This window comes from Plantactinospora sp. WMMC1484 (assembly GCF_049315195.1).
GTDB lineage: Bacteria > Actinomycetota > Actinomycetes > Mycobacteriales > Micromonosporaceae > Plantactinospora.
Genome location: NZ_CP186055.1, coordinates 5,392,670 through 5,418,398, shown reverse-complemented (window position 1 = coordinate 5,418,398; position 25,729 = coordinate 5,392,670). Strand labels below are relative to the sequence as shown.

The following is a 25,729-nucleotide window of genomic DNA, read 5'->3' as shown; positions in this document are numbered from 1 at the left end:
GCGATCGGTCCCGGTCGGAGTTCGACGGTCAGTCCTTGCCGGGTCCGACGGTCAGTCCTTGCCGGGGGGGTCCGACGGTCAGTCCTGGTCGGGTCCGACGGTCAGTCCTGGTCGGCGGTATCCGGCCGGATCAGCCGGATACCGCCGACCGGCGGCCGGTCCAGCGTCGCAAGCGCCCCGGGCGCCTCGGCCAGCCCCAGCGTCTGGGTGACCAGCTCCGCCGGGCGGAGCACCCCCGCGCCGACCAGCGCCAGCAGTTCCGGGTACGCGTGCGCGGCCATCCCGTGGCTGCCGCGCAACTCCAACTCGTACGCGATGACCCGCTCCATCGGCAGCGCCGGGTGGCCGTTCGCGGCGGGCAGCAGCCCGACCTGCACGTGCCGGCCCCGCCGCCGCAGGCTCTCGATCGACGCGACACAGGTCGGCGCGCTGCCCAGCGCGTCGAGCGACAGGTGCGCGCCGCCGCCGGTCAGTTCACGGACCGCGCCGGCCACCGTGCTCGGTTCGGCGACCGCCGCACCCGGTCCGGCGAGCGTGCCGGCGTCCAGGCAGGCGGCGGCGCCGAACCGGTGGGCCAGGTCCAACGCGGCCGGGCTGACGTCGACGGCGACCACCCGGGCACCGCAGGCCACTCCGATCATCACCGCGGAGAGTCCGACGCCGCCGCAGCCGTGTACCGCCAGCCACTCCCCGGCGGTCAGCCGGCCCTGCGCGACGACCGCCCGGAAGGCGGTGCCGAAGCGGCAGCCGAGCGCGGCGGCGCCGGCGAAGCTCAGCTCCTCGGGGAGCCGGACCAGGTTCACGTCCGCGTGCTCGACCGCGACGAGTTCCGCGTACGAGCCCCAGTGGGTGAAGCCGGGCTGCGTCTGCCGCTCGCAGACCTGCTGGTTGCCGCCGAGGCAGGCCGGGCAGGCGCCGCAGGCGCAGACGAACGGGACGGTGACCCGGTCGCCGGGGTGCCAGCCCTGCACGGCCGGTCCGACCGCCGCCACCACTCCGGCGAACTCGTGGCCGGGCACGTGAGGCAGCCGGATATCCGGATCGTGTCCCTGCCAGCCGTGCCAGTCGCTGCGGCAGAGACCGGTCGAGACGACCTCGATCACCGCCCCTGTCGGGCTCGGCACCGGATCGGGCACGCTCCGCAGCTCCGGTCGGCCACCGAACTCGTCGAAGATCACCGCCCGCATGGCGATCATCCTCACACGCCCCGCCGAGGGTGTAAGGAAGGGCCCCCGCTACAACAGAAAACGATATGCGGGGGCCCTTCCTTACACGTCAGGCGGCGGCGTACTCCTGGGACTCGGCGCGGGCCTCGTTTGCCGACCTCGAGGTGCGGGCGAAGATGCCCGGGCGGTGAGCGGGCCCCTGACGGGGCGTCGAGGTGAGTGGATTACACATCGGTCGGTTGATCGACATCTGTCGAGGGTCGGAGGCGGTTCGACCGTGCCGGGCGGTCGGGTGGACGCGGGGTGACCACACCGGAACGCGCGCGTTTCCCCCGAGCGTCGAACACGCACCTACGATGCTGATTAATATTGGCGATGATCTACCCAAACCATCGCTCAGGTGGGCTAATGTAGCCGCAATCCTCCGCTCCTCTCCGGAGTGCTGCCGTCGGCCCCGGAGCGGGATGTCGCGGAACGTGGTCGGCGGGGTGGACGGAATCCGTCGTGGCGAGGTGAGATGATCTCGGGCTGCCGGCCCATGCAGGGGCAACTGCAGGTCGCAACTTGCATCCGTGGTCCGGTGGTCGGTCTGCGGAGGTCGAGGGCCCCGGGGTGGCACCGCAATACAATGGCACAAACCAATACCTTGACTTAGCCGTCCGTCACAGCGCATCGTGAGATTCCCAGTTGTCGTTGGAAGTTGCGGGGCGACTCATTCGCGGTGTGGCGGAGTATTGCCCCGGACTCGACGACAGCGCGCGAGTGGGCCAGGAGGCGGCCATGGAACTCAGCCCGTTCACTGGTACGTATCTCACGGACCCGGCCAGGGTGTGGCGAGAACTTCTCGCCCGTCCCGACGGCGTGCACTACGCCGAGGACCTCGGCATGTGGCTGATCAGCCGGCACGACCACGTGCGGCAGGCGTTCGGGGACGCGGACAGTTTCGGCAACGCGTTGACGCTGGCGCCGGTCTACGAGATGTGCCCGGAGGCGCTCGCCATCGTGATGCGGCTCGACGTGCCGCCGACCACGGCCGCGGCCGATTCCCCGGTGCACACCCGCACCCGGCGGGCGCTGCGGGCCACCTTCGCCAACACCGGCCCCCGGGTCGCCGCCCAGTACGGGCCGATCGTGCGGCGCCGGGTCGACGGGCTGGTCGAGGCCCTCGTCGTCCGCCGGGGCGAGGTGGTCGACCTGATCCCGGAGTTCACCGCCCTGCTGCCTCTGCTCGTCGTGTTGGACATCCTCGGCGTGCCGGAGCGGGACGTGGCCCGGATCCGGCAGTGGGCCGACGGCCAGATCGCGCTGGTCTGGGGCCGACCCGAGCCGTCCGAGCAGGTCCGGCTGGCCCAGGGACTGCTCGACTTCTGGCACTACTGCCAGGACCTGGTGGCCCGGCGGGCCGAGGGTGACCTGGCCGGCGACGACTTCGTCTCCCGGGCCCTGCGCTATCGGGACGGTGACGACGAGGTGCTCACCGTCGCCGAGGTGGCCAGCATGGCGTTCAACCTGCTGGTCGCCGGGCACGAGACCACGGCCGGGCTGCTCGCGCACGGCTTGGAGCAGGCGCTGTCGGTGCCGGGGCGGTGGCGGCGCGTCGCCGAGGATCCGACGGTCGTACCGGCGTTCCTCGAGGAGGCGCTGCGGTTCGGCCCGGCCATCGACGGCTGGCTGCGGGTGACACTGCGGCCGGTGACGATCGGCGGCGTCACCATCCCGGCCGGGCAGCGGTGCCTGCTGCTGATCGGCGCCGCCAACCGCGACCCGGCCGCGTTCTCCGCTCCCGACCGGTTCGATCCGGAGCGTGACGACGCCAAGGACCACCTCTCCTTCGGTTACGGCCCACATTTCTGTATCGGGGCGGCACTCGCCCGGCTCGAGGCCCAGATCGCGCTCCAGCGCCTGGCCGAGGCAATTCCCGGGCTCCGTCTGGCGCCGGACCACGTAAGTGTCTACAAGCCCAATGTCGCGTTCCGGGCGCACGAGGCGCTCCCCGCGCTCGTCGATATCACCGGCGCGCCGAGGGAACGGTACGATGATCCACCCGAAGGGCTTAGCGGACGCGCCGCATAGTCGGGGGATTCGCCGCCGCCGAGCAATCTGCCCGCGGTGGTTCCGCGTCGCCGTGGTCGGTGCCGGCGCGAAAGGGCCGGCACCGATCCGGTACGCCGGCCCGGCCGGATCCGGTACCCGGTCCCGGTCCACGCAGTACGCCGGCCCCGGTCCACGCAGTACTCCGGTACCGGTCCAGGCAGTATGCCGGCCCCGGTCCACGCAGTACTCCGGTCCCGGTCCAGGCAGTACGCCGGCTCCGGTCCATCGGTGGAGCGGCCCGGAGCGACCCGGCGGGCGGGCGGCCAATCGTGGACTGCACATCGATGGGCGTCGTCATCTGGATCGTCTGGTGGATCGTCGCGCGGACGGTCCGGCCGCCGGTCGGTGATTGCGGAGTGTCGCCATTCGCCTTTCACGGCGGAAGGGGTGAATTCGGGCAGCCGGTGGCGCCAGGGGTGCCTCGTAGATCATTTCCGTACCGTCAAGTAGGTCGGCGTGGTTTGTTTTTCACCTGCCGACAACGACGGGTGGCGCGTACGTCTTCACACCGTGGAGCTGGAGGGTAAGAATTGGCCCCGGCAAATGCCGGGGTCATGATCCTTTCCGGCCCCGTGGTCTGGTGCGAGTGATCGCATCGCCGACCAACGATCGCTGACCAACGAAGGTGAGCAAATGGACGCTGCGTCGTCAGGCACCGCAGACTCGATGGCCACCCGGGAGTTCCAGCGCGAACTGCGCCGCTGGCGCACCCGCAGAGGGCTGACCCAGCGCGCCCTCGCCGACCGGGTGCGGTTCAGCCGGGAGACGGTGGCGGCGGTGGAGGCGGGGCGCCGGTACGGCAGCCAGGAACTCGCCGTGCGCTGCGACGACGTGCTCGGCACCGGAGGGCTGTTGACCGCGCTCTGGCCGAAGGTTGCCGTCGAGCAGATCGCCGCCGACGGGCGGCGTGGGCCCCGGGGTGCCGACGCCGGGTCGTCAGAGCGAGTCGATCCGGATCCGGCGATGGGTGAGCGGCAGTCCGTCGTGGACGCGATCGACGAGCTGCGCGGCCTCATCGACCAGATGTTGCGGGTGCACTTCCCGGGCGAGTCCGAACGACGGCCCGAGGAGGCGCAGCGGCTCACCGAGGAGGCCGACCGCCTCGCGGTGGAGGTGCAGCGACGCGGCGGCCACCGTCCACCGGACGGCCCGCAGCCGGCGGACGGGCTCCGGGACCCGGCGGCCGAGTCCCACCTGCCGGCCGGCGAGCCCCGCCGACCGTTCGCGGAGGCGCACCGGCGGGGTCGGGTCGGCGCGCTGCGTCGCCGACACTGAGTCGCGAAACAGGAGTACGAGTCCGGATGCGCGCCGCAGATCCGGCCGCACAGGCGTCGCCACCTGCGAAAGTAACTGCCTGTTCAACTCCGGGTACAGATGGTGGTACGAGCTGTTTGTACCACGGTTAACCCTGTTGTCAGTCCCTCCGGTCCGGCGCAATGGGACTTGCCAACTGCAAGATGCATTTCCTCGATGACGAGCCGTGGGAGTCAGTTTTGGCCTCGACCACCCGATCCCACGCGGCCCGGCCCCAGCCCGTACGGCGACGCGGTTGGAAGATCGCCTCTCGGATGCGCATCATCGTGGCCGCACCCCTGGTGGCGGTCGTCGGGTTCGCGGGGCTGGCACTGGCCGACAGCGCGCAGCAGGCCGAGCAGGCCAGCGACCTCGGTGCGCTGACGCAACTGGGCGCCGAGGCGGGCCGCCTGGCCTACCAGCTCCAGCGGGAGCGGGCGGCCGCCGCCGACCTGCTGACCGCCGCCACGTCCCGGCAGCAGGACACCTACGTCCGGCAGGCCGCCGAGACCGACGAGATCGTCGCCCGCTACCAGCGGCAACGTGCGCTCGCTCCCGAGCCGGCCAGCGGGCCGGGCGCGGTACTGGCCCGGATCGACAGCGCGCTCTCGGGCCTCGCGCCGCTGCGCACCCAGGTCCGTACCGCCGCGCACGCGGCCGTCTCGGCCACCACGTTCAGCTACCGGATCATCATCGCCGACCTGCTGGCGTACCGGGAGGCGATCTCCCAGGGGGTAGTCTCGGCCGACGTCGCCGACGGGATCCGGGCCGCCGCCGCGCTCTCCAAGACCGCGGAGGCACTCGGCCAGCAACAGGTCGCGGTGCTCCGGTCGATCGCCACCGGTGAACTCACCCCGGCGATGCAGCAGGACATCACCGCCGCCCGGACCGGCTTCACCGAAGCCAGCCTGGCCTTCCTCGGTCTCGCCCCGTCCCAGTGGCAGGTGTGGTGGGAGCAGGCGGGCAGCGGCAAGGAGGCGCTCGCCCTGCAACGCCTCCAGGACCAGGTCTCCCGGGCCGACATCGGCGCCCCGCTGGAGGTCGACACCAACGCCTGGATCGGCGCCACCCAGGGCTGGGCCGCCCGGCTCTTCGAGGTGCAGCAGCGGGTCGACGCGGCCGTCCTGGCCGAGGTGGACGCGGCCCGGGTCGAGCAGCGCTGGCGGGCCATTGCCGAGGGCGCGGCGATGGCGGTCGCGCTGCTGCTCACCGTGCTGGTGACCTGGGCGGTCGCCCGGCAGATCACCCGGCGGCTGCGGCGGCTACGGGACGCGGCGCACTCCGTCGCCTTCACCGAACTGCCGGCGATGGTCGCCGAGTTGCGCAACCTCGACAGCGCCGGCATCCATCCGGAGGCCCTCGCCCGGGCCTCCGCCTCCACACTGGAGGCGTCCGCCGGTGACGAGATCGGCGAGGTGGGTCAGGCGTTCAGCGCGGTACACCAGGCGGCCGTACGCACCGCCGCCGAGCAGGCCGTGATGCGGGCCAACACGGCCGACATCTTCGTCCACCTCAGCCGGCGCGAGCAGCGGCTGGTGGACGCGGTGCTGGCCCAGGTGGACAAGGTCGAGCAGGACGAGACCGACCCGGAGCGGCTGCAACAGCTCTACACCCTGGACAGCCTGGCGACCCGGATGGGGCGGATCAACGCCAGCCTCCTCGTGCTCGGCGGTGTGGGCGTCGGGCGGGTACGCCACGAGGACGTGCCCATGCAGAAGGTCGTCCAGGCGGCACTGTCGCAGATCGAGCACTACACCCGGGTCCGGATCGGCGTCGTCGACCCGGACGTGGCGGTCGCCGCCGACAAGGTCGACGAGGTGGTGCACCTGCTCGCCGAGCTGATGGACAACGCGACCGCGTACTCGCCGCCGGAGACCGAGGCGTGGGTGACCGCGCGCAGCCTCGGTGACCGGGTGATCGTGCAGGTCAGCGACGAGGGCGTCGGCCTGTCGCTGCAGCGGCTCGCCCAGCTCAACGACCTGCTGGCCCGGCCGCCGGCCACCGACGTCGCGGCGGTCCGGGCGATGGGTTTGGTCGTGGTCGGCCAGCTCGCCGGCCGGCTCGGCGTGGCGGTCGAGCTGCGTCCGGGACCCAAGCTCGGCACCATCGCGGAGGTGTCGCTGCCCGCCTCGCTGATCCGGGCCGTACCGCCGGAGACCCAACTGCTGGCACCCGGACGACTGGCGGCGATGCCGGAGGGCCGGGCGCGCGGCACCGCCACGCTGGCCGGCGCGACCGCCGTCGCGAACGGCCCGGCCCGCCGGCCCGCGACGGAGCGGGCCCTGCCCGCCGGGTCGGTCTTCCGGCCACCGGCCCAGCGGATGGACCGGGGCGACGACCCGACCCAGGAACTTGTCATCTTCGAGCAGGTCAACAACTGGTTCCGCACCGACCGGGTCGGTGCCCGGGTCGCGGCGCCGACGGGCAACGGCGGCGGAGGTGCACCGGCGACGGTCGCTCCGGCTCCGACCGTGCCGTCCGGTCGGACCGACGGCTCCGGCGGTGCGGGCGGTTACCCGGCCACGGGCTGGCAGACCCGGGGGGACGAGGGTTGGCGGGCCGCCACCGGGCTGGTCAACCCGGACGTCGTCGGGACCACGACGTCCGGGCTCCCGATCCGCCAGCCGCAGCGGCACCTGGTGCCCGGCAGCGTCACCCCACCACCGGAACAGCAGCCGGTCTCGGAGCACCGCGACCCGGCCGAGGTGGCCAACGCGATGGCCGCCTACGCCCGCGGCGTGGCTGCCCGCCGTCCCAAGCTCGTGAACGTCTCGGCGACAAGCGACGCGACAGGGAGTGCTACGTGAACCAACGAGATCTCGGCTGGATGTTGGACAGCTTCGTCGAGCGGGCCCCGGAGGTCAGCCATGCGATCGCCATCTCCAGCGACGGCCTGATGGTGGCCTCCACCCGGAACCTGCCACCGGACCGGGCCGACCAACTCGCCGCCACCGGCAGCGGCCTGGTCAGCCTGCTGCGGGGCGCGGCGGGATTCTTCGAGGCGGGTGCGGTGATCTCCAACGTCACCCAGCTCGAGGGCGGGTTCATGTTCTCGATGGCGTTCAACGACGGTGCCTCGCTGCTGGTGCTCGCCGCCCCCACCTGTGATGTCGGCAAGGTCTCCTACGAGATGACGGAACTGGCGAACCGGATTGGAGACGTACTGACGCCGGCGGCCCGCGCCGCGGTGGCACAGGGCCGCTGACGGTCGTGGCACCCGGCGCCGCGTCCGGCCCGTCGTGCCGTCACACACCTTCCGCACATCTTCCCCACAACCTTCCTCACCCTTCGACTGGAGAAGTCATGCCTTTTCCCACCGGTACGAGCCGGCGTCGCGCCCTGCTCGGCGCAGTGCTGGCCCTCGGGCTGACCGTGGCCGGCAGCGCCTGCAACAGCGGCGACGGCGCGGGCGGCACGCCGGGCACGATAAAGATCGGCCTGCTCGCCTCGCTCTCCGGGACGTACGAGGCGGTCGGCACCGAGATGCGCGACGGTTTCGAGCTCTACCTGCGGATGCACGACGGCAAGCTCGGCGGGCACAAGGTCGACCTGGTCGTCGCCGACGAGGGCAACGGGGCGCAGACCGCCGTACCGGCGGCGACGAAACTGATCAAACAGGACCGGGTGCAGGTGCTCACCGGCATCGTCGGCGGCGGCTCGGTGGCGGGGGTCGCGCCGGTGCTGGCCGAGGCGAAGATCCCGTTCGTCGGTTCCAACGGCAACCCCGGGCTGAAGGACATCTCCCGGTCCTGGTTCACCTCCTACCTCTCCGACGAGACCGGCGCGGCGATCGCCGAGTACGTCCGGGACAACGTCAAGGGCGAGGTCTTCGCGATCGGCCCGGACTACCAGGGCGGCCACGACCAGTTGCGTGGCTTCACCGACACCTTCACCAAGATCGGCGGCAAGCTCGCCAACGCGGACGGCAAGACGCTCTGGACGCCGTTCCCGGCGACCACCAACTTCCTGCCGTACTTCGCGCAGATCGAGGCCTCCGGCGCCGCGGCGGTCTACACCTTCTACGCCGGCAACGCCGCCGTCGACTTCGTCAAGCAGTACGCCCAGTCGGAGATCAAGGACCTGCCGCTCTACGCGGCCGGCTTCCTCACCGAGGGCGGCGTGCTCAATGCCCAGGGCGAGGCGGCCCGGAACATCTACTCCGTCCTCAACTACTCGCCCGACCTCGACAACGCCGAGAACCGCTCCTTCGTGGCGGCCTGGAAGGAGGACCACGACGGTTCCCCGACCACCTACGCGATGGCCTCCTACGACGCGGCGGCGGTACTGGACAAGGCGATCGGCGCGGCCGGTGACAACCCCACGCCGGAGGAGATCAACAACGCGCTCGCCGGGCTCGGCCAGATCGACAGCCCGCGCGGCACCTGGCAGTTCTCGAAGGAGACCCACTCGCCCGTGCAGAAGTGGTATCTGCGGCAGGTCCGGCAGGACGGGCGCGCCCTCTCCAACACCGTCGTCGGTGATCTGGCGACCGTGGGCGGATGATGGTCTCTGCGGCATCGGTCCTCGGCCCGGTCGACCCGTACGTGATCCCCGCTCTGGACGGAGTCGCCTACGGGTTGCTGCTCTTCGTCGCGGCCTCCGGGTTGGTGCTCTGCTTCGGGGTGGCCAACATCCTCAACCTGGCGCACGGGCTGCTGTACGCGATCGGCGCGTACCTGGCCGCCGCGCTGATGGACGGTGGCTGGGGCAGCCTGCTGCTCGCCCTCGGCGTGGGGACGCTGGCGGCGGCCGGTGCGGGAGGCCTGCTCGCGGGCCTGCTCGCCCCGGTCGCCCGGCGGGACCACCTGACCCAGGCGCTGCTCACCTTCGGGGTCGCGCTCGCCGGAGGGGCCCTGCTGGTGACCGCGTTCGGGCCGGACAGCCTTCCGGTGCGGATCCCGGCCGCACTGGACCGCCCGGTGGAGGTGGCCGGCTACCGCTACGCGGCGTACCGGCTGGTCTTCATCGGGCTGGCGGCCCTGATCGCGGTGCTGCTCTGGCTGGTGGTGGCCCGGACCCGGGCCGGCATGCTGGTCCGGGCGGCGGTCGACGACGCCGAGATGGTGGCGTGCCTCGGGGTGAATCCGGCCCGGATCCGGCTCGGGGTGCTCGGCGCGGCCGGCGCCCTGGCCGGCGCCGCCGGGGTGCTCGGCGCACCGATCATCGGTCCGGCGCCGACCACCGGTGACACCGTGCTGCTGCTCTCGTTGGTCGTGGTGGTGCTGGGTGGTCTCGGCTCGGTCCAGGGGACCCTGCTGGCCGCCCTCGCGGTCGGTGAGATCCAGAGCCTCGGCGTCGCGCTGGCGCCGACGGCCGCGCCGTTCCTGCTCTTCGCGGCGATGGCCGTGGTGCTCGCCGTCCGGGCCCGGGGGCTGCCCGGCCGGTGGGTCCGGCTCCGACCCGGGAGTACGGTGTGACGCCCGCCGCCCGGCGTTGGCTGCTCCGGGCCGGCGGGGCCGGGCTGCTCGCCGTGGCGGTCGCGGTGCCCTGGTCGACGGACCCCTACACGACGTCACTGCTCGCCCGCACGCTGGTGCTGGGGCTGGTCGGGGTGAGCGTGGCACTGCTGACCGGTCTGGCCGGGCTGCCCACGCTCGGCCAGACCGGGCCGTACGCCGCCGGCGCCTACGCCGGTGCCCTGGTCGCGATGCACGTCGCGCCGGTCGGCGTGCTGCAGGTGCTCGCTGGTGCGCTGGCCGGGGCCCTCTTCGCGCTGCTCACCGTGCCGCTGGTGGTGTACGCCCGAGGCGTGGTCGTCCTGATGATTACCCTGGCCATCGGTGAACTGACGGTGACCGCCGCCAGTCGGTGGAGTTCGGTCACCGGAGGGACCGACGGGCTCGCCGGAATCCCGGCGATCCGGCCCGTCTGGGGCATGGCCCCGTTGGCCAGCGACCGGGCACGCTATCTGTACACGTTGGTCGTGGTCGGGGTGGTGATAGCGGCCATGGTGATGGTGCTGCGTACGCCGGCGGGGCTGCTGCTCCGGGGGAGCCGGGACGACGAGGCGCGGATGCGGGCCTCCGGGCACCGCGTCACCGGCTACCTCGCGGTGACGTTCGTCGCCGCCGGGGCGGTGGCGGGGGTGGCCGGCGCGCTGCTGATCACCGCCCAGCAGTACGTCTCACCTGCCGACTTCGGCTTCGACGTCTCCGCCTTGCTGCTGCTCGGCGTGGTGATCGGCGGTGCCACCTCGATCGGCGGCGCGATCGTCGGCACCGCCCTGGTGATCGCCGTCCGGGACTGGCTCTCCGGCCTGCTGCCCGGGTACGCGCCACTGCTGCTCGGCGGCCTCTTCGTGCTGACCGCCTATCTCTTCCCCCGGGGCGTGGCCGGTTTCTCGACCGAGCTCGCCAACCTGGTCAGAACCCGCTCGCGGGGCCGGACCGGGCCGGGGGATCGCCCCGGGACGGGAATCCAGGGCCGCCCGTCCCGGGGCGACCCGCGCGGCCCGGTGCCGGCCGGCGCCCCGGGCCGCGCGCCGACCGGCGGTGAGGCGCCATGACGGCGGGATCTCCGGCACGCCGGCCGGACGAGCCGCTGTTGACCGCCGAGCCGCTGTTGACCGCCGAGGCGGTGGTCCGCCGCTACGGCTCGCTGGTCGCGGTGAACAGGGTGGACCTGCGGATCGCCGACGGCGAGCGGCACGCCCTGATCGGCCCGAACGGCGCCGGCAAGACCACCCTGCTCGACCTGATCGGCGGGGCGATCCGGGCCGACGGCGGGCGGATCGACTTCGCCGGCCGGGACATCACCCGGCTCGGCCCGGCCAGCCGGGCCCGGATCGGGATCGGCCGGATCCACCAGCGTCCGGCTGTGTGGCCGTCGCTGACCGCACTGGAGAACGTGGTGGTCGCGGGCTGGCGGCAGGCCGGCGGGTTCCGTGGGGTCGGGACCCGGGGACGGTTCCGACGCCGGCTGCGGGAGCCGGCGGCGGCGCTGCTCGACCGGGTCGGCCTGGCCGGCGTGGCGCCGACCACGGCCGCGCACCTGTCGCACGGCGAGCGGCGGCAGCTGGAGATCGCGATGGCGCTCGCCGGCCGCCCCCGGCTGCTGCTGCTCGACGAGCCGGCGGCCGGGCTCTCCGGTGTCGAGGTGCACCGGCTGGCCGAACTGCTTGCGGAACTGCCCCGGGAGGTGTCGGTGCTGCTGGTGGAGCATCGGTTGGACCTGGTGTACTCGCTCGCCGACACGGTCACTGTGCTGCACGACGGCCGGCTCGTCGCCAGCGGCGGGCCGGACGAGATCCGCAACGCCCCCGCCGTCCGCCGGGCGTACGCCGAGGCGGTGCGCTGATGCTGCGGATCCGCGACCTCTTCGCCGGGTACGACGGCGGCACCGTGCTGCACGGCATCGACCTCGACGTGCCGGCCGGTACGGTGCAGGCGCTCGTCGGCCGCAACGGTGCCGGCAAGAGCACGCTGGTGCACACCGTCTCCGGACTGATGCGGCCGTACCGGGGCGCCGTCTCGGTGGACGGGGCCGACCTGACCGGCCGGCCGGCGCACCGGGTGGCGCGGGCCGGCGTCGGACTGGTGCCACAGGGGCGCCGGGTGTTTCCCCGGCTCACCGTCGCCGAACACCTCGCGCTGGCGGCCGCCGTCCGCCGCCGCGGCCGGGCGCGAGCCGGTCCGACCTGGACGGTCGACGGGGTGCTGGAGCTGTTGCCCCGGCTGACCGTGCGGCTCGACCATCGGGGTGACCAGCTCTCCGGTGGTGAACAGCAGATGCTGGCGATCGCCCGGGCGCTGCTCACCCAACCCCGGGTGCTCCTCCTCGACGAGCCGGGGGAGGGGCTCGCCCCGGACCTCGCGGCCCGGGTCCGTGAGCTCGTGCGCCGGCTCGCCGGGGCCGGGTTGTGCATCCTCCTTGTCGAACAGCAGCTTCAGCACGCGATCGAGGTCGCCGACCGGATCGCGGTGCTGGACTACGGCCGTCTGGTCTTCGCGGACTCGACGGCTGCCGTGCGCGCCGACCCCGCCCCGGTGGAGGCGGTACTCAGTGTGGCGGGCGCGGCCATCCCGGACCGGACCGGACCGGTCCCGTCCGGGCAGGAGCCGACGGCCCCGACCGGGCCCGACTCCGCCCGCTCCGGGCCAACGGGAGGCCCGGGCGGCGTGATCCGTACCGATTCCGACTCCTCGGCAGAGAGCACCTCGGCCGCAACCACATCCCCTTCCGCACCCTGACGCCCGTCGGATCCCGACGTCCGTCGCATCGCTGACTCCGTGTCCGCACCGGTACCCCCGCCTTTTCCCGGTGCCGACGCGCGATGACGCCTGGCCGGATCGTCGTCACTGATCACTACAAGGAGGTAACCGATCGTGACTGCCACCCCTGTCAAGAGCAGCTACGCGTTCGACAACCGCTCACCGGAAGCCGAGGCGCAGATGCGGGCGCTGGAGGCCTTCCTCGACCCGATAACGGCGGACCGGCTCGCTCCGGTCCTGTCACCCGGCGCGACGTGTTGGGAGCTGGGTGCCGGCGGCGGGTCGATCGCCCGGCACATGGCCCGGGTCGTCGGACCCACCGGCCTGGTCATCGCGACCGACATCGAGCCCTCCCGGCTGGACCCGGCGGAGAATCTCGTCGTCCGCCAGCACGACGTCCGGACCGGTGCCCCGGAGGGTGGTCCGTTCGACGTCATCCACGCCCGGTTGGTCCTGCTGCACCTGCCGGAGCGGCGGCGGGTGCTGGCGGAGTTGATCGGTGCGCTCGCCCCGGGCGGCTGGCTGGTGGTCGAGGAGTTCGACTGCACCGCCGGGCTGCGGGTGCTGGCGGCGCCGACCGACGACGCGGCAAAGCTCTTCCAGGAGGTGATGGAGGCGACCCTCGGCATCCTCCAGGACCGCGGTGCCGACCTGGCCTGGGCGCAGGACGTGCACACCGAGATGGTGCTGGCCGGATTGACCGACGTGGACACCATCACCCACTCGCAGAGCTGGTCGGGCGGGTCGACCGGGGCGTCGCTGCACGAGACGAACTCGCGTCAGCTGGAGCCCCGGCTGCTCGCGACCGGACTCTCCCCGGATCAGTTGCAGGGGTTCCGGGAACTCGCCAAGGACCCCGCCTTCGCCTCGCTGTCGTACCAGTTCGTCTCGACCAGGGGTCGGCGACCGGGCGGGGCGCGGTGAACTGAACCATCTCCACACCGGCCGGTACGCGGGTCGGGGCCCCACGGCGGCCGCCTCCCTCCCCGGCGGCAGCCCGCAGGACCCGGCACCGGCTGGTCCGTCCGGCGGTCGACCGGAGCGCTCCGGTCGACCGCCGGACCCCCGACGGGACCCCGGGTGGCTCCGCCCGTTGCCCCGGCTCCGTCGCGACGGACCGGAACCGATCGAGGTGCCGGCCCGTCTGATTGGCATGAGAACGTGGCGAGGTGTCCGGATAACCTGTGTCGGTGCGCTGCTTCTGCTGGTAGCCGCATGTGCCCGGGAGGGCGGGAACTCGGCCGGCGACGGCCCGGGCGGGTCGGGCGGCGATCCGCTTCCCGCCGATCCCGACCGCGTGGTGCTCCGGGTCGAGCACGTCGGCGGGTTCGTGGCGCCGGCCGCCCGGCTGGTCCGGGTGCCGGTGGTGACGGTCTACGCGGACGGGCGGGTCATCACGGAGGGCCCGCAGATCGAGATCTATCCGCCACCGGCGCTGCCCAACCTCCAGCAGCAGGAGATCCCGGTCGAGGCGATCGACGGGTTGATCGAGCGGGCCATGGCCGCTGGCGTCGACTCCGCCGCCGATCTCGGCCGGCCGAACGTCGCGGACCTCCCGTCCACCCGCTTCACCGTCTCCACCGCCGGCGGCACCGATGTGCTGGAGGTGTACGCGTTGGCCGAGGAGGGACCCGGGCTCACGGAGGCGCAGCGGGCGGCCCGGGCGGAGCTGCAGGACCTGCTCGGGGCGCTCACCGACCTCTCCGGGACGCTGGGCCCGGAGGAGGTCGGCGACGCGCGGCCGTACCAGCCTGAGGCGGTGGCAGCGGTCGCCATGCCCTGGCGTCCCGACGAGAGCGGGGTGGCGGCCCCTCCCGAGATCACCTGGCCCGGCCCGGCGCTGCCCGGACAGCCGCCGTCGGCCGGGTTCGACGTGGGCTGCCTGGAGGTCCGGGGCGCCGAGGCGACCGAGTTGCTGGCCCTGGCGAGCAAGGCGAACGCGCTGACCCCGTGGAAGTCCGGCGAGCAGCGGTGGAACGTGAGCCTCCGGCCGCTCCTGCCGGACGAGTCCGGCTGCGCCGACCTGGCCGACAACTGACGGCCGTCCGACAACTGACGGCCGTCCGACAACTGACGGCCGTCCGACAACTGACGGCCGTCCCGACGGCTAACCGCCGTCCTGCGGATCGTGGTCGCAGGCCCCGACCGGGCCGGCACCGGCGGGACCGACACCACCGGGGCCGGCGGCCACGGTGATCGGGGCGCCCGGGTCGGCGGGGAAGGCCAGCGTGGTCGCGATGGCGAGCGAGCCGGGCAGCCTGGTGTCCTGGCGGCTGAACTGCACCACGACCGGAGTGCTGGAGTTGACCACGACGCCGAAGGGGCGGTCCAGTCGCAGCGCCTCGGGGTCGATCAGATCGTTGAACCGGATGTGCCGGACCCGCCGGGCGGGCACGCAGACCGGATACGGGCCGACCGGCTCCGCGTCCTCGTAGTAGACGGTGAGAGCCAGCTCGGCGGGTCCGCCGCCGGCGTTGAGCACGCAGAGGGCGTCGAAACTGGTGAACTCCGGCTCGCTGCCGTTGCTCGGAAACGGGATCCGGCCGGCGGGCAGCACCCATACCCGGTGCCCGACGGGCCCGGTCACGGCTGTTCCAACAGCCGGGCGAGATCCGGGGTGAGGAAGACACCGTCCGGGTCGAGCCGGCGGCGGATGCCGGCGAAGGTCTCCCACTCCGGATAGAGCGGCCGGAGGTCCCGGGCGGCGAGCGAGTGCTTCTTGCCCCAGTGTGGACGCCCACCGTGCTGCCGGAAGATTCGCTCCGCGTCGGCGAAGTACTCTTCGTGCGGCAGGGAACTGTTCTGCAGGCAGGCGATGGTGGTGCTGGCGCGGCCGTGCGCGTTGCTGAGGTAGATATCGTCCGCCGCCACCGTCCGGATCAGTACCCGCCAGCCGACGTACCGCCGGTGCCGGTCCAGGACCCGCCGCCGGAGTTCGCCGAAGCAGGCGGCGAACTCGCTGGAGGGGATCATGTACTCGATCTCGTCGAACCGCAGTTCACGGCGGCGGGGGATGTTGCGGTGGCTGGCCCCGGTGACGCTCTGCCGGCACGGGCCCGGCGGACGCAGGTCCGGCTCGTGCCCGACCAGGTTCAGCGTCCGGATCTGGGTCTGGTCGTCCCGGGGATACCAGTAGAAGTCCATGTTGCGGTTTTCCCGCTGGAGCTCGTCGAGATGGTCCAGCGTCCACCCCAGAGAACTGCACCAGACCTGCCGGTGCAGTTCGTAGACCCGGTTGAGCTGGAGGGTGATCCGGGTGAGCACGCCGAGCGCCCCGAGGGAGAGTCGGACCGCCGGCAGCAGTTCGGGGTTCCGTTCGGCGGAGACGTCCAGTATCTCGCCGGTCCCGGTGACGAGCTGAACCGCGGCGACCTGGGTGGAGAGATTGCCGAACCTCGTTCCGGTCCCGTGCGTGCCGGTGGCGGTGGCTCCGGCGATCGTCTGCAGGTCGACGTCGCCGAGGTTGTCCATCGCCAACCCGGCGTCGTACAGGCGTTCGCCGAGCTCCCGGAGCCGGCTGCCGGCCCCGACGGTGGCCCGGTGACGCTCGGGGTCGTAGCCGAACTGCCCGTCGAGCCGGTCCACGTCGAGGAGGATGCCGTCGGTCCGGACCAGCGGGCTGGAGGAGTGCCCGGAGCCGACCGGCCGGATCCGGGTCCCGCGCTCCCGGGCCCGGCAGACCAGCTCCCGGACCTCGTCCTCGGTCGACGGCGTCGCGTACTCGCCGGGTACGAAGCGCAGGCTTCCCGACCAGTTGCGCCACTGCCGGGCCATGCCCACCTCCACCCTCCGGGCCCACCTCCGTCGTGCGGTGTGCCGGCGAGGCTCTACCCGAGCATGGGTGGACGAAACCGGGCGGCCTGCGGTACGCCCGCGATGTCGCCACTGGACAGGTGCGCACGGTTCGGCGGTACCGGGCCGGGTAGTCGGCCGCCATGTCGGACCGCTCCGGACCGCCCTCGCGGTCGCCGCTGATCGCTCTCCTCGGTCGCCTCCGCGCCACGGCCGGCCGGGCCCGACAGGAGGGCGGTCGGGCCACGCAGCTGCGGATGCGGCAGATGGAGGTCATCGTGTTGATCGCGGTGCAGGCCGGGCTCGCAGCGGCGCTCTCCTGGTGGATCGCACACAACCTGCTGGCCAACCCGAACCCGGTCTTCGCACCCACCGCGGCGGTCGGCACGATCGTCGCGGCTCTCGGTCAGCGCACCCGACGCACCTTCGAGCTGCTGCTGGGAATCGGTATCGGCATCGCCGTCGGTGACGCGCTGATCTATTTCCTGGGTAGCGGCCCGTGGCAGACGGGCGTGATCGTCGCCCTGGCCATCGGTGTCGCGCTCGGCCTGGTGGGGCGGGGTGGGACGGTGGTGAGCCAGGTCGGCGGTACTGCGGTGCTGATCGCGACCCTCTCGTCCAGCGAACGCGACCTGGAGCTGCCCCGGATCGTCGCGGCGGCGACCGGCAGCGGGGTCGGGTTGGTGGTGGTGGCCCTGTTGCTGCCGCTCAATCCGATCCGGGTGCTCAACCGGGCGGCGGGACCGGTCTTCGTCACGCTCGGCGCGGGGCTCCGTGAGGTCGCGGCGGCGTTGCGGGAGCGGGACATCGAGCGGGCCCGGCGGGCGCGGGATTCGTTGCGCGGGATGGATCCAGACCTGGCGCGGCTGGACGAGGCGGTCAGCGGGGCCGAGGAGGTGGTCCGGTTGGCGCCGGTGCGCTGGGGGCGCCGGCAGGATTTCGAACACTACGCGCATGGCGCGACGGAGTTGCGGCGGGTTATCGGCGGTAGCCGCTCCATGGCCCGCCGGGCCGTAACAATGATCGACTATCGGGAAGAGGTGCCCGGTTGCCTGCCCGATGCCGTCGAGATGCTGGCGGACGCCGTACGGGAGTTGCACCGGGAGTCGCGTACCGGGCGGAACGTCGGCGGCACCCGCCGCCTGGCGGTGGTGGCCGCCCGGACCGCCGGTCGGGCCCGACGCGAGGGGTTGAACAACTACGGTGACGCGTTCGTCACCCAGTTACGGGTCTCCGCCGCCGACATCCTCCGGGCCGGCGGCTGCCCGAGCCGGGAGGCCGGCAGGCTGATACGGCGGGCCGCCCGCGACGGGGAGCGGGGGAACGCCGACCGTACGTGACCCGTCGCCGACGGACCTGCCCCGATCGGACCCACGGGATTGTCATCGGGGCGCACAATGGGTGCCGCGGTGGCTACGGTCGGATCCTGCGGCGGCGCGAGTCGGACGGGCGCCGCCGGTGTACACCCGCCCGCCAGGGCCCGGCCGGAGGCGAGTCGATGGAGCAGGAGCGACGTTACGCGGTGGATCCGCCGGAGACGAGCGCCGGCAGCGTCCCCGGCCCCCAGCTGCTCGGCCGGGTCTACCGGCCGGATCCGCGGGACTGGGACATCCCCCGGCTGCTGGAGATCGCCGAGCCGGCCGAGTCGATCCGGCAGATGACGGTGGAGCAGGTGCTGACCGGGACTCCCTACTTCTCGGACTGGCGGGCATACCTGGTCTTCTGGCGATGGCTCCGCACCCAGCGGGAGCCCGTCGCGGTCCGCGACAAGGCCCCGGCCTGGGAGTTGACCATCCAGCTCGACCAGGGCCAGACCGGCCACTGCGTCGGCTTCGGGTGGGCGGGCTGGGTGGATGCGATGCCGGTCGCGGGCACGTACCAGAACGCCGACGCCCACGCCCTCTACTACGAGGCGAAGGTGATCGACGGCGAGCCACGCAAGGAGAACGGCTCCACCGTCCGCTCGGGGGCGCTCGCCGTCCGGGAGCGCGGTCGGCTCGCCGCCTTCGCGTTCGCGCGTACGACGGCGGAGATCGACGAGTGGATCGACAGTCAGGGGTCGATCGTGGTGGGTACCGCCTGGACCGCGGACATGTTCAACCCTGACGAGAAGGGCTTCGTCACGCCGACCGGTGCGTCATCCGGCGGGCACTGCTATCTGATGCTCGACCGCATCGAGTCCGAGGACGCTTATCTGTTCCAGAATGCCTGGGGTCCGGCCTGGGGATGGGGCGGCCGGTTCAAGATGAAGCGTGGTGACTTCGACGGACTGCTCCAGGATCAGGGGGAAGCGTGTTGCGCGGTGGAGTTGCCGCACTGACCGGTCGGGGCGGCTGGTCCGACAGCGCCGAGGCCGGGGGTCGGTGTGCCGCGACTTGACCTGACCGGGGCCGACGCCGGCCGGTCGTACCCGGCCGCGCCGGGAGATCTCGTGGTCGTCGAGTTGGACGAGACGCCCAGCTCAGGGTACCGGTGGCAGCTCGACGAGGTGGACGCGCACGTGCTCGCGCCGGCCGGCGACTCGTTCCGGCCGGCGGGGGCCGGGTCGGGTGGCACCGGCACCAGGCAGCTCCGGTTCACGGTCGTGGGAGCCGGCCGGACGTCGGTGCGGCTGGCGCTGCGGCGTGGCTGGGAGACGCCCGGACAGCCGGTGCGGCGGTTCGAGGTGACGATACACGTCGGCGGTGCGCAGGAAACGTATTGACATGCATCGATGAAAATGGTTAACGTGGCGATGCCGTGGGACCCCAGAGTTGTTACTGCCAGTCTGCAAGGAGTGTCCCATGCCCAATGCCCGGATCGTCGATGTCACGACCACGCTGTTCCGAGTCGTGCTCGGACTGCTCTTCACCCTGCACGGTGCGGCCTCCCTCTTCGGGATCTTCGGTGGCAACCGCGGTAGTGGCGAGGCGATCGTGGTCGGCACCTGGCCCGGCTGGTATGCCGCGCTCATCCAGTTCGTCGGTGGGCTTCTGGTGCTGGTCGGCCTGAGCACCCGGGTCGCCGCCGTCATCTGTTCCGGCTCGATGGCGTACGCGTACTTCGTGGTGCACCAGCCCGAGGCGCTGCTGCCACTCAACAACGGCGGCGAGCTCGCCGCGCTCTTCTGCTGGTCCTTCCTGCTGGTCGCCGCGCTCGGCGGCGGGCGCTGGTCGCTGGACGCCGGTCTCGCCCGGCGCCGGGGCCGTGGTCTGGCGGAGGAACCCGCCACGGTGGCCGCCACGGCGCGGTAACCGCACCATCCGGTCAGACCTCGCCGGAGACCGACGTCGTTCTCCGCGGGGCTGGTCGGGTGGACCGGCAACATCCCTGCTTCCCGACAGCGGTACCGTCGTGCCGATCCGCCGGAAGTAGGGAGAGAGAGCGTGGCCAGCGACGTGTACGTCCTCGACGCCGTCCGGACCCCGATCGGGCGGTACGGCGGTGGCCTGGCCGGGGTCCGTCCCGACGATCTTGCCGCGCACGTGCTGCGGGAGGTGGTCCGACGCAGCCCGGAGCTCGACCCGGCCCGGATCGACGACGTACTCCTCGGCAACGCCAACGGTGCCGGCGAGGAGAACCGGGATGTGGCGCGGATGGCGGTACTGCTCGCCGGCCTACCGCCGACCGTGCCCGGTGCGACGGTGAACCGGCTCTGCGGCTCCGGCCTGGAGGCGGTGATCGGGGCGTCCCGGGCGATCGCCGTCGGTGATGCCTCGATCTGCGTGGCGGGCGGCGTCGAGTCGATGACCCGGGCGCCGTGGGTGCTGCCCAAGCCGGAGGCGGGCTACCCGCGCGGACACGAGACCCTGCACTCCACCACCCTCGGCTGGCGGATGGTCAACCCGGCGATGCCGGACGCGTGGACCGCCTCGCTCGGCGAGTGCACCGAGATCCTGGCCGAGCGGTACGGCATCTCCCGCGACGAGCAGGACACCTTCGCCGTACGCAGCCAGCGGCTGGCCGCCCGTGCCTGGGCCGACGGAGCGTACGCCGACGAGGTCAGCCCGGTCCCCGGCACCGAACTGGAGCGCGACGAGAGCGTGCGGCCGGAGACCACGGTCGAGGCGCTCGCCAGGTTGAGACCGGTGTTCCGGCCGGACGGCAGCGTGACCGCCGGCAACTCCTCGCCGCTCAACGACGGGGCGAGCGCCCTGCTGCTGGCCGACCGGGCCGGGGCCGAGGCAGCCGGTCGGACCCCGCTGGCCCGGATCGTCTCCCGGGCGGTGGCCGGCATCGAGCCGCACCTTTTCGGCATCGGCCCGGTACACGCCGCCGAGGAGGCGCTGCGGCGGGCCGGCATCGGCTGGTCGGACCTGGCGGTGGTGGAGCTCAACGAGGCGTTCGCGGCCCAGTCGCTGGCCTGCCTCGGATTGTGGAAGGAACTGGACCCGGCGATCGTCAACCCGCAGGGTGGGGCGATCGCCCTCGGCCACCCGCTCGGCTCGTCCGGGTCGCGCATCCTCGGCTCGCTCGCCTGGCAACTGCACCGTCGCGGTGGTGGGCTGGGCCTTGCCGCGATCTGCATCGGCGTCGGCCAGGGGTTGGCCGTCGTCCTGGAGGCGTGACCAGCCGCGCCACCGGCGGGGTCCGCCGCTCGCCGTGTGCCGGAAGTGGCCGGCCCGGGGTTTACCCCTCGGCTGAGTGGCGATTCCCCGGCAATGGCAGATCTCGCCGCAACGTGCGGCGGCTCGACCGTGGAGCGGGGAAAGCCTTTCTGACCGGGATCGGGGGAATGGGGTGGAGGGAGCATGGTACTGAGGCGTCGAGCGCTGTTGTTGGTGGTGCTGGTGATGACGGCTATACCGCTGGTCCTGGCGGGTTGCACGGGCAATCCGCTCCGGCGGGCCGAGCGGCCGGCCCCGCCACCTCCCAAGCTGGCGATTACCCCGGCGTCCGATAGCAGGGATCTGCCGACCAGTGTCGAGATCGGTACGGCGGTGACGGACGGGAAGGTCACCGAGGTCGTCGTGACCGATGCCGGTGGCACCCGCGTCGACGGCGCGATGCGTGCCGACGGTACGAGCTGGATGCCGAGCAGGGCGTTGGCGAACAAGCAGACCTATACCGCCCGGGTAACCGCGAAGAATGACGCTGGGAAGGCGATCACCCAGGAGACGACCTTCAGCACCATGGACAAACCGGCCAAGCGGACGGTGACCAACCTTAATCTGCAGAGTGACCAGACGTACGGCGTGGCAATGCCGATAACCGTCTCTTTCGACTCCGACATCCCGAAGGATGCCCGGGCGGGTATCCAGCGCCGGCTCCTGGTCACCACCGATCCGCCGCAGCCGGGAGCCTGGTCGTGGGACGAGAACGGCCGCCAGGTCTCCTACCGGGCGCCCGACTTCTGGCGACCGGGTACGACGATCGGCGTCCGGGCCGCCCTGGACGGTGTGCCGATGGGTGAGGGGAGCTTCGGCGACACCGATCGCGCCGGCACCGCGAAGATCGGGAACCGGGTCTTCCTGGAGATCGACAACGCGACCAAGCAGATGTCGGTGTTCAAGGACGACGTCCTGGTCAAGAAGATTCCGGTCAGCCTCGGCAAGAGCAGCACCCCGACGTCGAGCGGCAAGATGGTGATCATGGAGAAGCACGAGTCCACGGTCTTCGACACGACGGGTTCGCCGGACCCCTACGTGGTCACCGTCTTCAACGCGCAGCGACTCACCTGGGGCGGCGAGTTCATCCACGCGGCGCCGTGGTCGGTCGGCGCCCAGGGCGAGCGCAATGTCTCGCACGGCTGCACGAACGTGTCGGACGAGAACTCGGAGTGGTTGATGGAGACCACCAGGATCGGCGACCTGGTGACGATCAGGGGCACCGAGGTCACCCTCGACCAGGGGAACGGCTGGACCGCCTGGAACGTGAGCTGGGACGAGTTCACCAAGGGCAGCGCGCTGCCGGTGCCGGCCGACATCAAGCCGGCACCGCCGGCTCCGCCCGCTGGACCGGCGAGTGGCGGCCCGCCGGCCGCCGACAAGCCGGCGGCACCGTCGCCGTCGGGTGCCGGACGGTAGGTCTTCCCGAGCGCGCCAGCTCCACGGGCGACCGGTCGCCCGTGGAGCTGACGCGCCGGCTCGTGGCCGGTGCGCGGGTGTGCGGGCGGAAATCGGGAACGGGCATCGCCCGCACCCATCCGATCACCGGCTGTTGTACGCCTGCACGACGGACGACGGAATGCGGCCCCGCTCCGAAACCTCGTAGCCGTTCTGCACGGCCCATTCGCGGATCGCGCGGTTCAGGTCGCGATCGCTTCGGGTCGGGCTCGTGGTGGTGCCGCGTCGACCCGGCCGGCGGCTATCGACTGCGCCGCGTCCTACCCGGCTGCCCGCGTGGATGTAAACGTCGAGCGCCTTGCGGAGCTTGCCGGCGTTCTTATCCGAGAGGTCAATCGTGTAGTTGACGCCGTCCAGGCCGAACTCGACAGTGCGGTCGGCCTCACCGCCGTCGAGGTCGTCGGTCAGAAGTGTGATTACCTGCTTCGCCATGGTCGATTACTCCTCGTGAACATTTATTGCTAGGAGTCGAGTTTGACTGATCGGATGCCAATTCTGCAAGCCATTGGACATTTCCGGTGCGTCGCGGAGGTCCCGGCGAGTTTCCCGCTCCCGTGCCGGCGCTATGCGGGCCATAACGCGGTCCGCGGTATGCCGGTGGGAGCGCCCGACGACGGGCGGGTGGTGGTGATTGCCGGCCGGCATGCTATCCCGGTTAATCCGACGGGACGCATTCGGGGGGCGAACCGCCGGTCGATCGGCTCGGGGTGGCCGTGCTCGGCGAACTGCCCGGCGCCGGTCCGGAACTCGCCCGGGCGACGAAGCGGGGGGTCAACGAGATCCGGCGGTTGGTCCGGACGCCGCTTTCGAGTTGTTCGATCAACAGATCCAGACTGCGTCGGCCGAGTTCGACGAAGTCCTGGCGGACCGTGGTGAGCGGCGGCAGGAAGTAGCCGGATTCCGGTACGTCGTCGAAGCCCACCACGCTGACCTCGTCGGGCACCCGGCGCCCCGCCTCGTGCAGCGCCCGCAACGCGCCGAGCGCGATCTGGTCGTTGCCGCAGAACACCGCGGTGACCGTCGGGTCGGCGGCTAGCAGCCGGCCCTGCTCGTAGCCGGACCTCGCGCTCCAGTTCCCCGGCCGGGGCGGAGGCACCGGGGCACCGGCGGCGTGCAGCGCCGCCCGCCAGCCGTCGACCCGGTCGCGTGCCTCGGGCCAGTCGGGTGGGCCGGCGATGTGCTGCACGGTGGTGTGGCCGAGGTCGAGCAGGTGCCGGGTGGCCAGCTCGGCGCCGGTGGCGTTGTCGATACAGACCGTGGGCACGTGCTCGCCGCCGCCGCCCACCCCGACCACGGCCAGTCCGGCCGGTGCCTGGGTCAGCGCGGCACCCACGCTGCTCTGCGGTGCGATCGCCACGATGCCCTCGACCGACTGCTCGCAGAGTCGGTCGACCGCATCCAACACCGACTCCCGGTCCAGCGTCCGGACGCTCGCCACGCTGACGAAGTAGCCGGCGGCACGGGCCGCCTGCTCCAGTCCGTACAGGGTGGAGGCGGGACCGAAGAGCGTGGTCTCGAAGGCGATCAGCCCCAGGGTGCGGGACCTCCGGGTGACGAGGGTGCGGGCCGCCGAGTTGCGCCGGTAGTTGAGCGCCTGCATCGCCGCGAGTACCCGTTCGCGGGTCTCCGGCCGTACGTTCGGATGGTTGTTGAGCACCCGGGAGACGGTCTGGTGGGAGACCCCGGCCAGCCGGGCGACATCCCGCATCACCGAGCCGCGGATGCGTGGCGGAGGGCCGCTCGGCTGGTCACCGGCGTCGATACGGTCAGCTGTCAACGGCCGCTCCTTCGTCTCGGCCGCGCCGTCTGGCGATGGAGTCCGACGACGTCCAGCATCACGGATCCATACCGTCGCCGGAAGTACCTCTTGACGGCCGGCATGAGAACGTTAACACTCACGAAACAGGAAGCCCTGCGGATCGTCCGCTGTGTCCGGAGCGCCGGCGACCCAAGTGGGGGACTAGGCCGAATCCACGAGTAGCGGATTCCGGGCCGGAGACGTCGGTGGCTGCTGCTCGGCCCTGCGTGTGAACGGTAACTACGACAGATGACGATGTTCCAGGCGAGGAGGTAACGGTGCTGAAAAGAATCTCCGCCGTTGTACTCGGCGGGCTGCTGGCAACCACGTTGGCCGGCTGCGGAGGCGACGGCGGCGGGGCCGGCTCGGGTAACGACGACGGCACGATCACGCTGGGCTTCGCGCAGGTGGGTGCGGAGAGTGGCTGGCGTACCGCCAACACCAAGTCCATCCAGGACTCCGCCGAGGAGGCCGGCATCGAGCTGCAGTTCACGGACGCGCAGCAGAAGCAGGAGAACCAGATCAGGGCGATCCGGTCGTACATCACCCAGAAGGTCGATGTGATCGCGTTCTCGCCGGTGGTCGAGTCGGGCTGGGACACGGTGCTGCGCGAGGCGAAGGACGCCGACATCCCCGTCATCCTGACCGACCGGGCGATCGACTCTCCCGACAAGACGTTGTACAAGACCTTCATCGGGTCGGACTTCGTGCTGGAGGGGAAGAAGGCCGGTGAGTGGCTGGTCGCCGAGTACCAGGGCACAACCGAGCCGGTGAACATCGTGGAACTGCAGGGCACCACGGGGTCGGCACCGGCCAACGACCGCCGGGACGGCTTCGCCGAGGTCATCAAGGCCGATCCGAAGTTCAAGGTCATCGCCTCCCAGACCGGCGAGTTCACCCGGGCCAAGGGCAAGGAGGTGATGGACGCCTTCCTCAAGGCACACAAGGACATCGACGTGCTCTACGCGCACAACGACGACATGGGCCTCGGTGCCATCGAGGCGATCGAGGGTGCCGGTCTCAAGCCTGGGGTGGACATCAAGATCATCACCGTCGACGCGGTGAAGGACGGGATGCAGGCGCTCGCCGACGGCAAGATCAACTTCATCGTCGAGTGCAGCCCGCTGCTCGGCCCACAGCTCATGGAGTTGGTGAAGAAGGTCGACGCGGGTGAGTCGGTGCCGGAGCGGGTGATCACCGAGGAGACAACGTTCACCCAGGAACAGGCCAAGGAGGCCCTGCCGAACCGGCAGTACTGACCGACCCGACGGAACGACACTGACCGACGGAACGACGCGCCGACCCTGCCGGCACGGCTGAACGGAGGAGAGC

General features: G+C 71.8%; 23 protein-coding genes. 18 read left to right on the top strand and 5 right to left on the bottom strand.

The genetic code is table 11. The annotated features are described in order from the left end of the window. Nucleotides 1-101: 101 nt before the first annotated feature. Nucleotides 102-1,187: a zinc-dependent alcohol dehydrogenase family protein gene (locus ACN28C_RS23560; protein WP_422769698.1), complete on the bottom strand. Its 1,086-nt coding sequence runs from the start codon at nucleotides 1,185-1,187 to the stop codon at nucleotides 102-104. Between the two features lie 759 nt (nucleotides 1,188-1,946). On the opposite strand from ACN28C_RS23560, the gene ACN28C_RS23555 reads away from it, so the two are divergent. The 11 genes from ACN28C_RS23555 to ACN28C_RS23505 all read left to right on the top strand — a co-directional run bounded on the left by ACN28C_RS23555 (nucleotide 1,947) and on the right by ACN28C_RS23505 (nucleotide 14,801). Next, entirely contained in the window at nucleotides 1,947-3,239 is a 1,293-nt protein-coding gene (locus ACN28C_RS23555; protein ID WP_422769697.1) for a cytochrome P450, read from the top strand. Nucleotides 3,240-3,893: 654 nt separating this feature from the next. Next, complete coding sequence (locus ACN28C_RS23550) at nucleotides 3,894-4,535, top strand: helix-turn-helix transcriptional regulator (protein WP_422769696.1); 642 nt, start codon at nucleotides 3,894-3,896, stop codon at nucleotides 4,533-4,535. 293 nt (nucleotides 4,536-4,828) lie between these two features. Further along, on the top strand, nucleotides 4,829-7,360 hold the full coding sequence (locus ACN28C_RS23545; RefSeq protein WP_422769695.1) for a nitrate- and nitrite sensing domain-containing protein: 2,532 nt from the start codon (nucleotides 4,829-4,831) through the stop codon (nucleotides 7,358-7,360). A 20-nt stretch (nucleotides 7,361-7,380) separates the two neighbouring features. Then, nucleotides 7,381-7,758, top strand: a complete 378-nt coding sequence (locus tag ACN28C_RS23540; RefSeq protein ID WP_318396450.1) for a roadblock/LC7 domain-containing protein — start codon at nucleotides 7,381-7,383, stop codon at nucleotides 7,756-7,758. A 98-nt stretch (nucleotides 7,759-7,856) separates the two neighbouring features. After that, entirely contained in the window at nucleotides 7,857-9,056 is a 1,200-nt protein-coding gene (locus ACN28C_RS23535) for an ABC transporter substrate-binding protein (RefSeq protein ID WP_422769694.1), read from the top strand. Continuing rightward, nucleotides 9,053-9,970, top strand: coding sequence for a branched-chain amino acid ABC transporter permease (locus tag ACN28C_RS23530; RefSeq protein WP_422769693.1), 918 nt, complete (start codon nucleotides 9,053-9,055; stop codon nucleotides 9,968-9,970). Before ACN28C_RS23535 ends, ACN28C_RS23530 begins: the two co-directional genes overlap by 4 nt. After that, on the top strand, nucleotides 9,967-11,058 hold the full coding sequence (locus ACN28C_RS23525; protein ID WP_422769692.1) for a branched-chain amino acid ABC transporter permease: 1,092 nt from the start codon (nucleotides 9,967-9,969) through the stop codon (nucleotides 11,056-11,058). The genes ACN28C_RS23530 and ACN28C_RS23525 overlap by 4 nt, the downstream gene beginning before the upstream one ends. Next, complete coding sequence (locus ACN28C_RS23520; RefSeq protein ID WP_422769691.1) at nucleotides 11,055-11,849, top strand: ABC transporter ATP-binding protein; 795 nt, start codon at nucleotides 11,055-11,057, stop codon at nucleotides 11,847-11,849. The genes ACN28C_RS23525 and ACN28C_RS23520 overlap by 4 nt, the downstream gene beginning before the upstream one ends. Further along, nucleotides 11,849-12,742 carry an ABC transporter ATP-binding protein gene (locus tag ACN28C_RS23515; RefSeq protein ID WP_422769690.1) on the top strand — a complete coding sequence of 298 codons (894 nt, stop codon included), beginning with the start codon at nucleotides 11,849-11,851 and terminating at the stop codon, nucleotides 12,740-12,742. The genes ACN28C_RS23520 and ACN28C_RS23515 overlap by 1 nt, the downstream gene beginning before the upstream one ends. A gap of 135 nt (nucleotides 12,743-12,877) precedes the next feature. Beyond that, the gene (locus ACN28C_RS23510) at nucleotides 12,878-13,687 is read left to right on the top strand and encodes a class I SAM-dependent methyltransferase (protein ID WP_422769689.1); all 810 of its coding nucleotides are present in this window, start codon (nucleotides 12,878-12,880) and stop codon (nucleotides 13,685-13,687) included. Nucleotides 13,688-13,916: 229 nt separating this feature from the next. Then, a complete protein-coding gene (locus tag ACN28C_RS23505; protein ID WP_422769688.1) occupies nucleotides 13,917-14,801 on the top strand; it encodes a hypothetical protein in 885 nt (294 codons plus the stop codon). 69 nt (nucleotides 14,802-14,870) lie between these two features. Here the strand turns inward: ACN28C_RS23505 and ACN28C_RS23500 are convergent, their stop codons facing one another. Both ACN28C_RS23500 and ACN28C_RS23495 read right to left on the bottom strand, forming a co-directional pair. Continuing rightward, nucleotides 14,871-15,350, bottom strand: coding sequence for a sensory rhodopsin transducer (locus ACN28C_RS23500; protein ID WP_422769687.1), 480 nt, complete (start codon nucleotides 15,348-15,350; stop codon nucleotides 14,871-14,873). After that, nucleotides 15,347-16,537 carry a D-arabinono-1,4-lactone oxidase gene (locus tag ACN28C_RS23495; protein WP_422774785.1) on the bottom strand — a complete coding sequence of 397 codons (1,191 nt, stop codon included), beginning with the start codon at nucleotides 16,535-16,537 and terminating at the stop codon, nucleotides 15,347-15,349. Before ACN28C_RS23495 ends, ACN28C_RS23500 begins: the two co-directional genes overlap by 4 nt. Before the next feature lie 275 nt (nucleotides 16,538-16,812). Between ACN28C_RS23495 and ACN28C_RS23490 the strand changes: the two genes are divergently transcribed. The 6 genes from ACN28C_RS23490 (at nucleotide 16,813) to ACN28C_RS23465 (ending at nucleotide 22,560) form a co-directional block, all read left to right on the top strand. Next, entirely contained in the window at nucleotides 16,813-17,895 is a 1,083-nt protein-coding gene (locus tag ACN28C_RS23490; RefSeq protein ID WP_422769686.1) for an FUSC family protein, read from the top strand. A 158-nt stretch (nucleotides 17,896-18,053) separates the two neighbouring features. Next, complete coding sequence (locus tag ACN28C_RS23485) at nucleotides 18,054-18,875, top strand: hypothetical protein (RefSeq protein WP_422769685.1); 822 nt, start codon at nucleotides 18,054-18,056, stop codon at nucleotides 18,873-18,875. A 45-nt stretch (nucleotides 18,876-18,920) separates the two neighbouring features. Then, the gene (locus tag ACN28C_RS23480) at nucleotides 18,921-19,259 is read left to right on the top strand and encodes a protease inhibitor I42 family protein (RefSeq protein ID WP_422769684.1); all 339 of its coding nucleotides are present in this window, start codon (nucleotides 18,921-18,923) and stop codon (nucleotides 19,257-19,259) included. A 79-nt stretch (nucleotides 19,260-19,338) separates the two neighbouring features. Next, complete coding sequence (locus ACN28C_RS23475) at nucleotides 19,339-19,788, top strand: DoxX family protein (protein WP_422769683.1); 450 nt, start codon at nucleotides 19,339-19,341, stop codon at nucleotides 19,786-19,788. Nucleotides 19,789-19,920: 132 nt separating this feature from the next. Then, the gene (locus tag ACN28C_RS23470) at nucleotides 19,921-21,102 is read left to right on the top strand and encodes a thiolase family protein (protein ID WP_422769682.1); all 1,182 of its coding nucleotides are present in this window, start codon (nucleotides 19,921-19,923) and stop codon (nucleotides 21,100-21,102) included. 183 nt (nucleotides 21,103-21,285) lie between these two features. Beyond that, nucleotides 21,286-22,560, top strand: a complete 1,275-nt coding sequence (locus ACN28C_RS23465) for an Ig-like domain-containing protein (RefSeq protein ID WP_422769681.1) — start codon at nucleotides 21,286-21,288, stop codon at nucleotides 22,558-22,560. A gap of 123 nt (nucleotides 22,561-22,683) precedes the next feature. On the opposite strand, the gene ACN28C_RS23460 is transcribed toward ACN28C_RS23465, so the two are convergent. Together ACN28C_RS23460 and ACN28C_RS23455 are read right to left on the bottom strand one after the other, a co-directional pair. Then, nucleotides 22,684-23,031 (bottom strand): histone-like nucleoid-structuring protein Lsr2, encoded by a 348-nt coding sequence (locus tag ACN28C_RS23460; RefSeq protein WP_422769680.1) that lies wholly within the window; start codon nucleotides 23,029-23,031, stop codon nucleotides 22,684-22,686. A 223-nt stretch (nucleotides 23,032-23,254) separates the two neighbouring features. Beyond that, a complete protein-coding gene (locus tag ACN28C_RS23455) occupies nucleotides 23,255-24,307 on the bottom strand; it encodes a LacI family DNA-binding transcriptional regulator (RefSeq protein ID WP_422774784.1) in 1,053 nt (350 codons plus the stop codon). Between the two features lie 368 nt (nucleotides 24,308-24,675). Here ACN28C_RS23455 and ACN28C_RS23450 point away from each other — a divergent pair, with 368 nt between their 5' ends. Further along, the gene (locus ACN28C_RS23450) at nucleotides 24,676-25,656 is read left to right on the top strand and encodes an ABC transporter substrate-binding protein (protein ID WP_422769679.1); all 981 of its coding nucleotides are present in this window, start codon (nucleotides 24,676-24,678) and stop codon (nucleotides 25,654-25,656) included. The last annotated feature ends 73 nt before the right edge of the window (nucleotides 25,657-25,729 follow it).

Excerpts from the sequence above, each read along its gene's own strand:
- ACN28C_RS23520 (WP_422769691.1), top strand. The coding sequence starts at position 11,055 with ATGACGGCGGGATCTCCGGCACGCCGGCCGGACGAGCCGCTGTTGACC.
- ACN28C_RS23555 (WP_422769697.1), top strand. The coding sequence starts at position 1,947 with ATGGAACTCAGCCCGTTCACTGGTACGTATCTCACGGACCCGGCCAGG.
- ACN28C_RS23455 (WP_422774784.1), bottom strand. The coding sequence starts at position 24,307 with ATGCGGGATGTCGCCCGGCTGGCCGGGGTCTCCCACCAGACCGTCTCC.
- ACN28C_RS23540 (WP_318396450.1), top strand. The coding sequence starts at position 7,381 with ATGTTGGACAGCTTCGTCGAGCGGGCCCCGGAGGTCAGCCATGCGATC.
- ACN28C_RS23505 (WP_422769688.1), top strand. The coding sequence starts at position 13,917 with ATGAGAACGTGGCGAGGTGTCCGGATAACCTGTGTCGGTGCGCTGCTT.
- ACN28C_RS23475 (WP_422769683.1), top strand. The coding sequence starts at position 19,339 with ATGCCCAATGCCCGGATCGTCGATGTCACGACCACGCTGTTCCGAGTC.
- ACN28C_RS23490 (WP_422769686.1), top strand. The coding sequence starts at position 16,813 with ATGCGGCAGATGGAGGTCATCGTGTTGATCGCGGTGCAGGCCGGGCTC.
- ACN28C_RS23560 (WP_422769698.1), bottom strand. The coding sequence starts at position 1,187 with ATGCGGGCGGTGATCTTCGACGAGTTCGGTGGCCGACCGGAGCTGCGG.
- ACN28C_RS23550 (WP_422769696.1), top strand. The coding sequence starts at position 3,894 with ATGGACGCTGCGTCGTCAGGCACCGCAGACTCGATGGCCACCCGGGAG.
- ACN28C_RS23485 (WP_422769685.1), top strand. The coding sequence starts at position 18,054 with ATGGAGCAGGAGCGACGTTACGCGGTGGATCCGCCGGAGACGAGCGCC.
- ACN28C_RS23535 (WP_422769694.1), top strand. The coding sequence starts at position 7,857 with ATGCCTTTTCCCACCGGTACGAGCCGGCGTCGCGCCCTGCTCGGCGCA.
- ACN28C_RS23530 (WP_422769693.1), top strand. The coding sequence starts at position 9,053 with ATGATGGTCTCTGCGGCATCGGTCCTCGGCCCGGTCGACCCGTACGTG.
- ACN28C_RS23545 (WP_422769695.1), top strand. The coding sequence starts at position 4,829 with ATGCGCATCATCGTGGCCGCACCCCTGGTGGCGGTCGTCGGGTTCGCG.
- ACN28C_RS23460 (WP_422769680.1), bottom strand. The coding sequence starts at position 23,031 with ATGGCGAAGCAGGTAATCACACTTCTGACCGACGACCTCGACGGCGGT.
- ACN28C_RS23515 (WP_422769690.1), top strand. The coding sequence starts at position 11,849 with ATGCTGCGGATCCGCGACCTCTTCGCCGGGTACGACGGCGGCACCGTG.
- ACN28C_RS23465 (WP_422769681.1), top strand. The coding sequence starts at position 21,286 with ATGGTACTGAGGCGTCGAGCGCTGTTGTTGGTGGTGCTGGTGATGACG.
- ACN28C_RS23495 (WP_422774785.1), bottom strand. The coding sequence starts at position 16,537 with ATGGCCCGGCAGTGGCGCAACTGGTCGGGAAGCCTGCGCTTCGTACCC.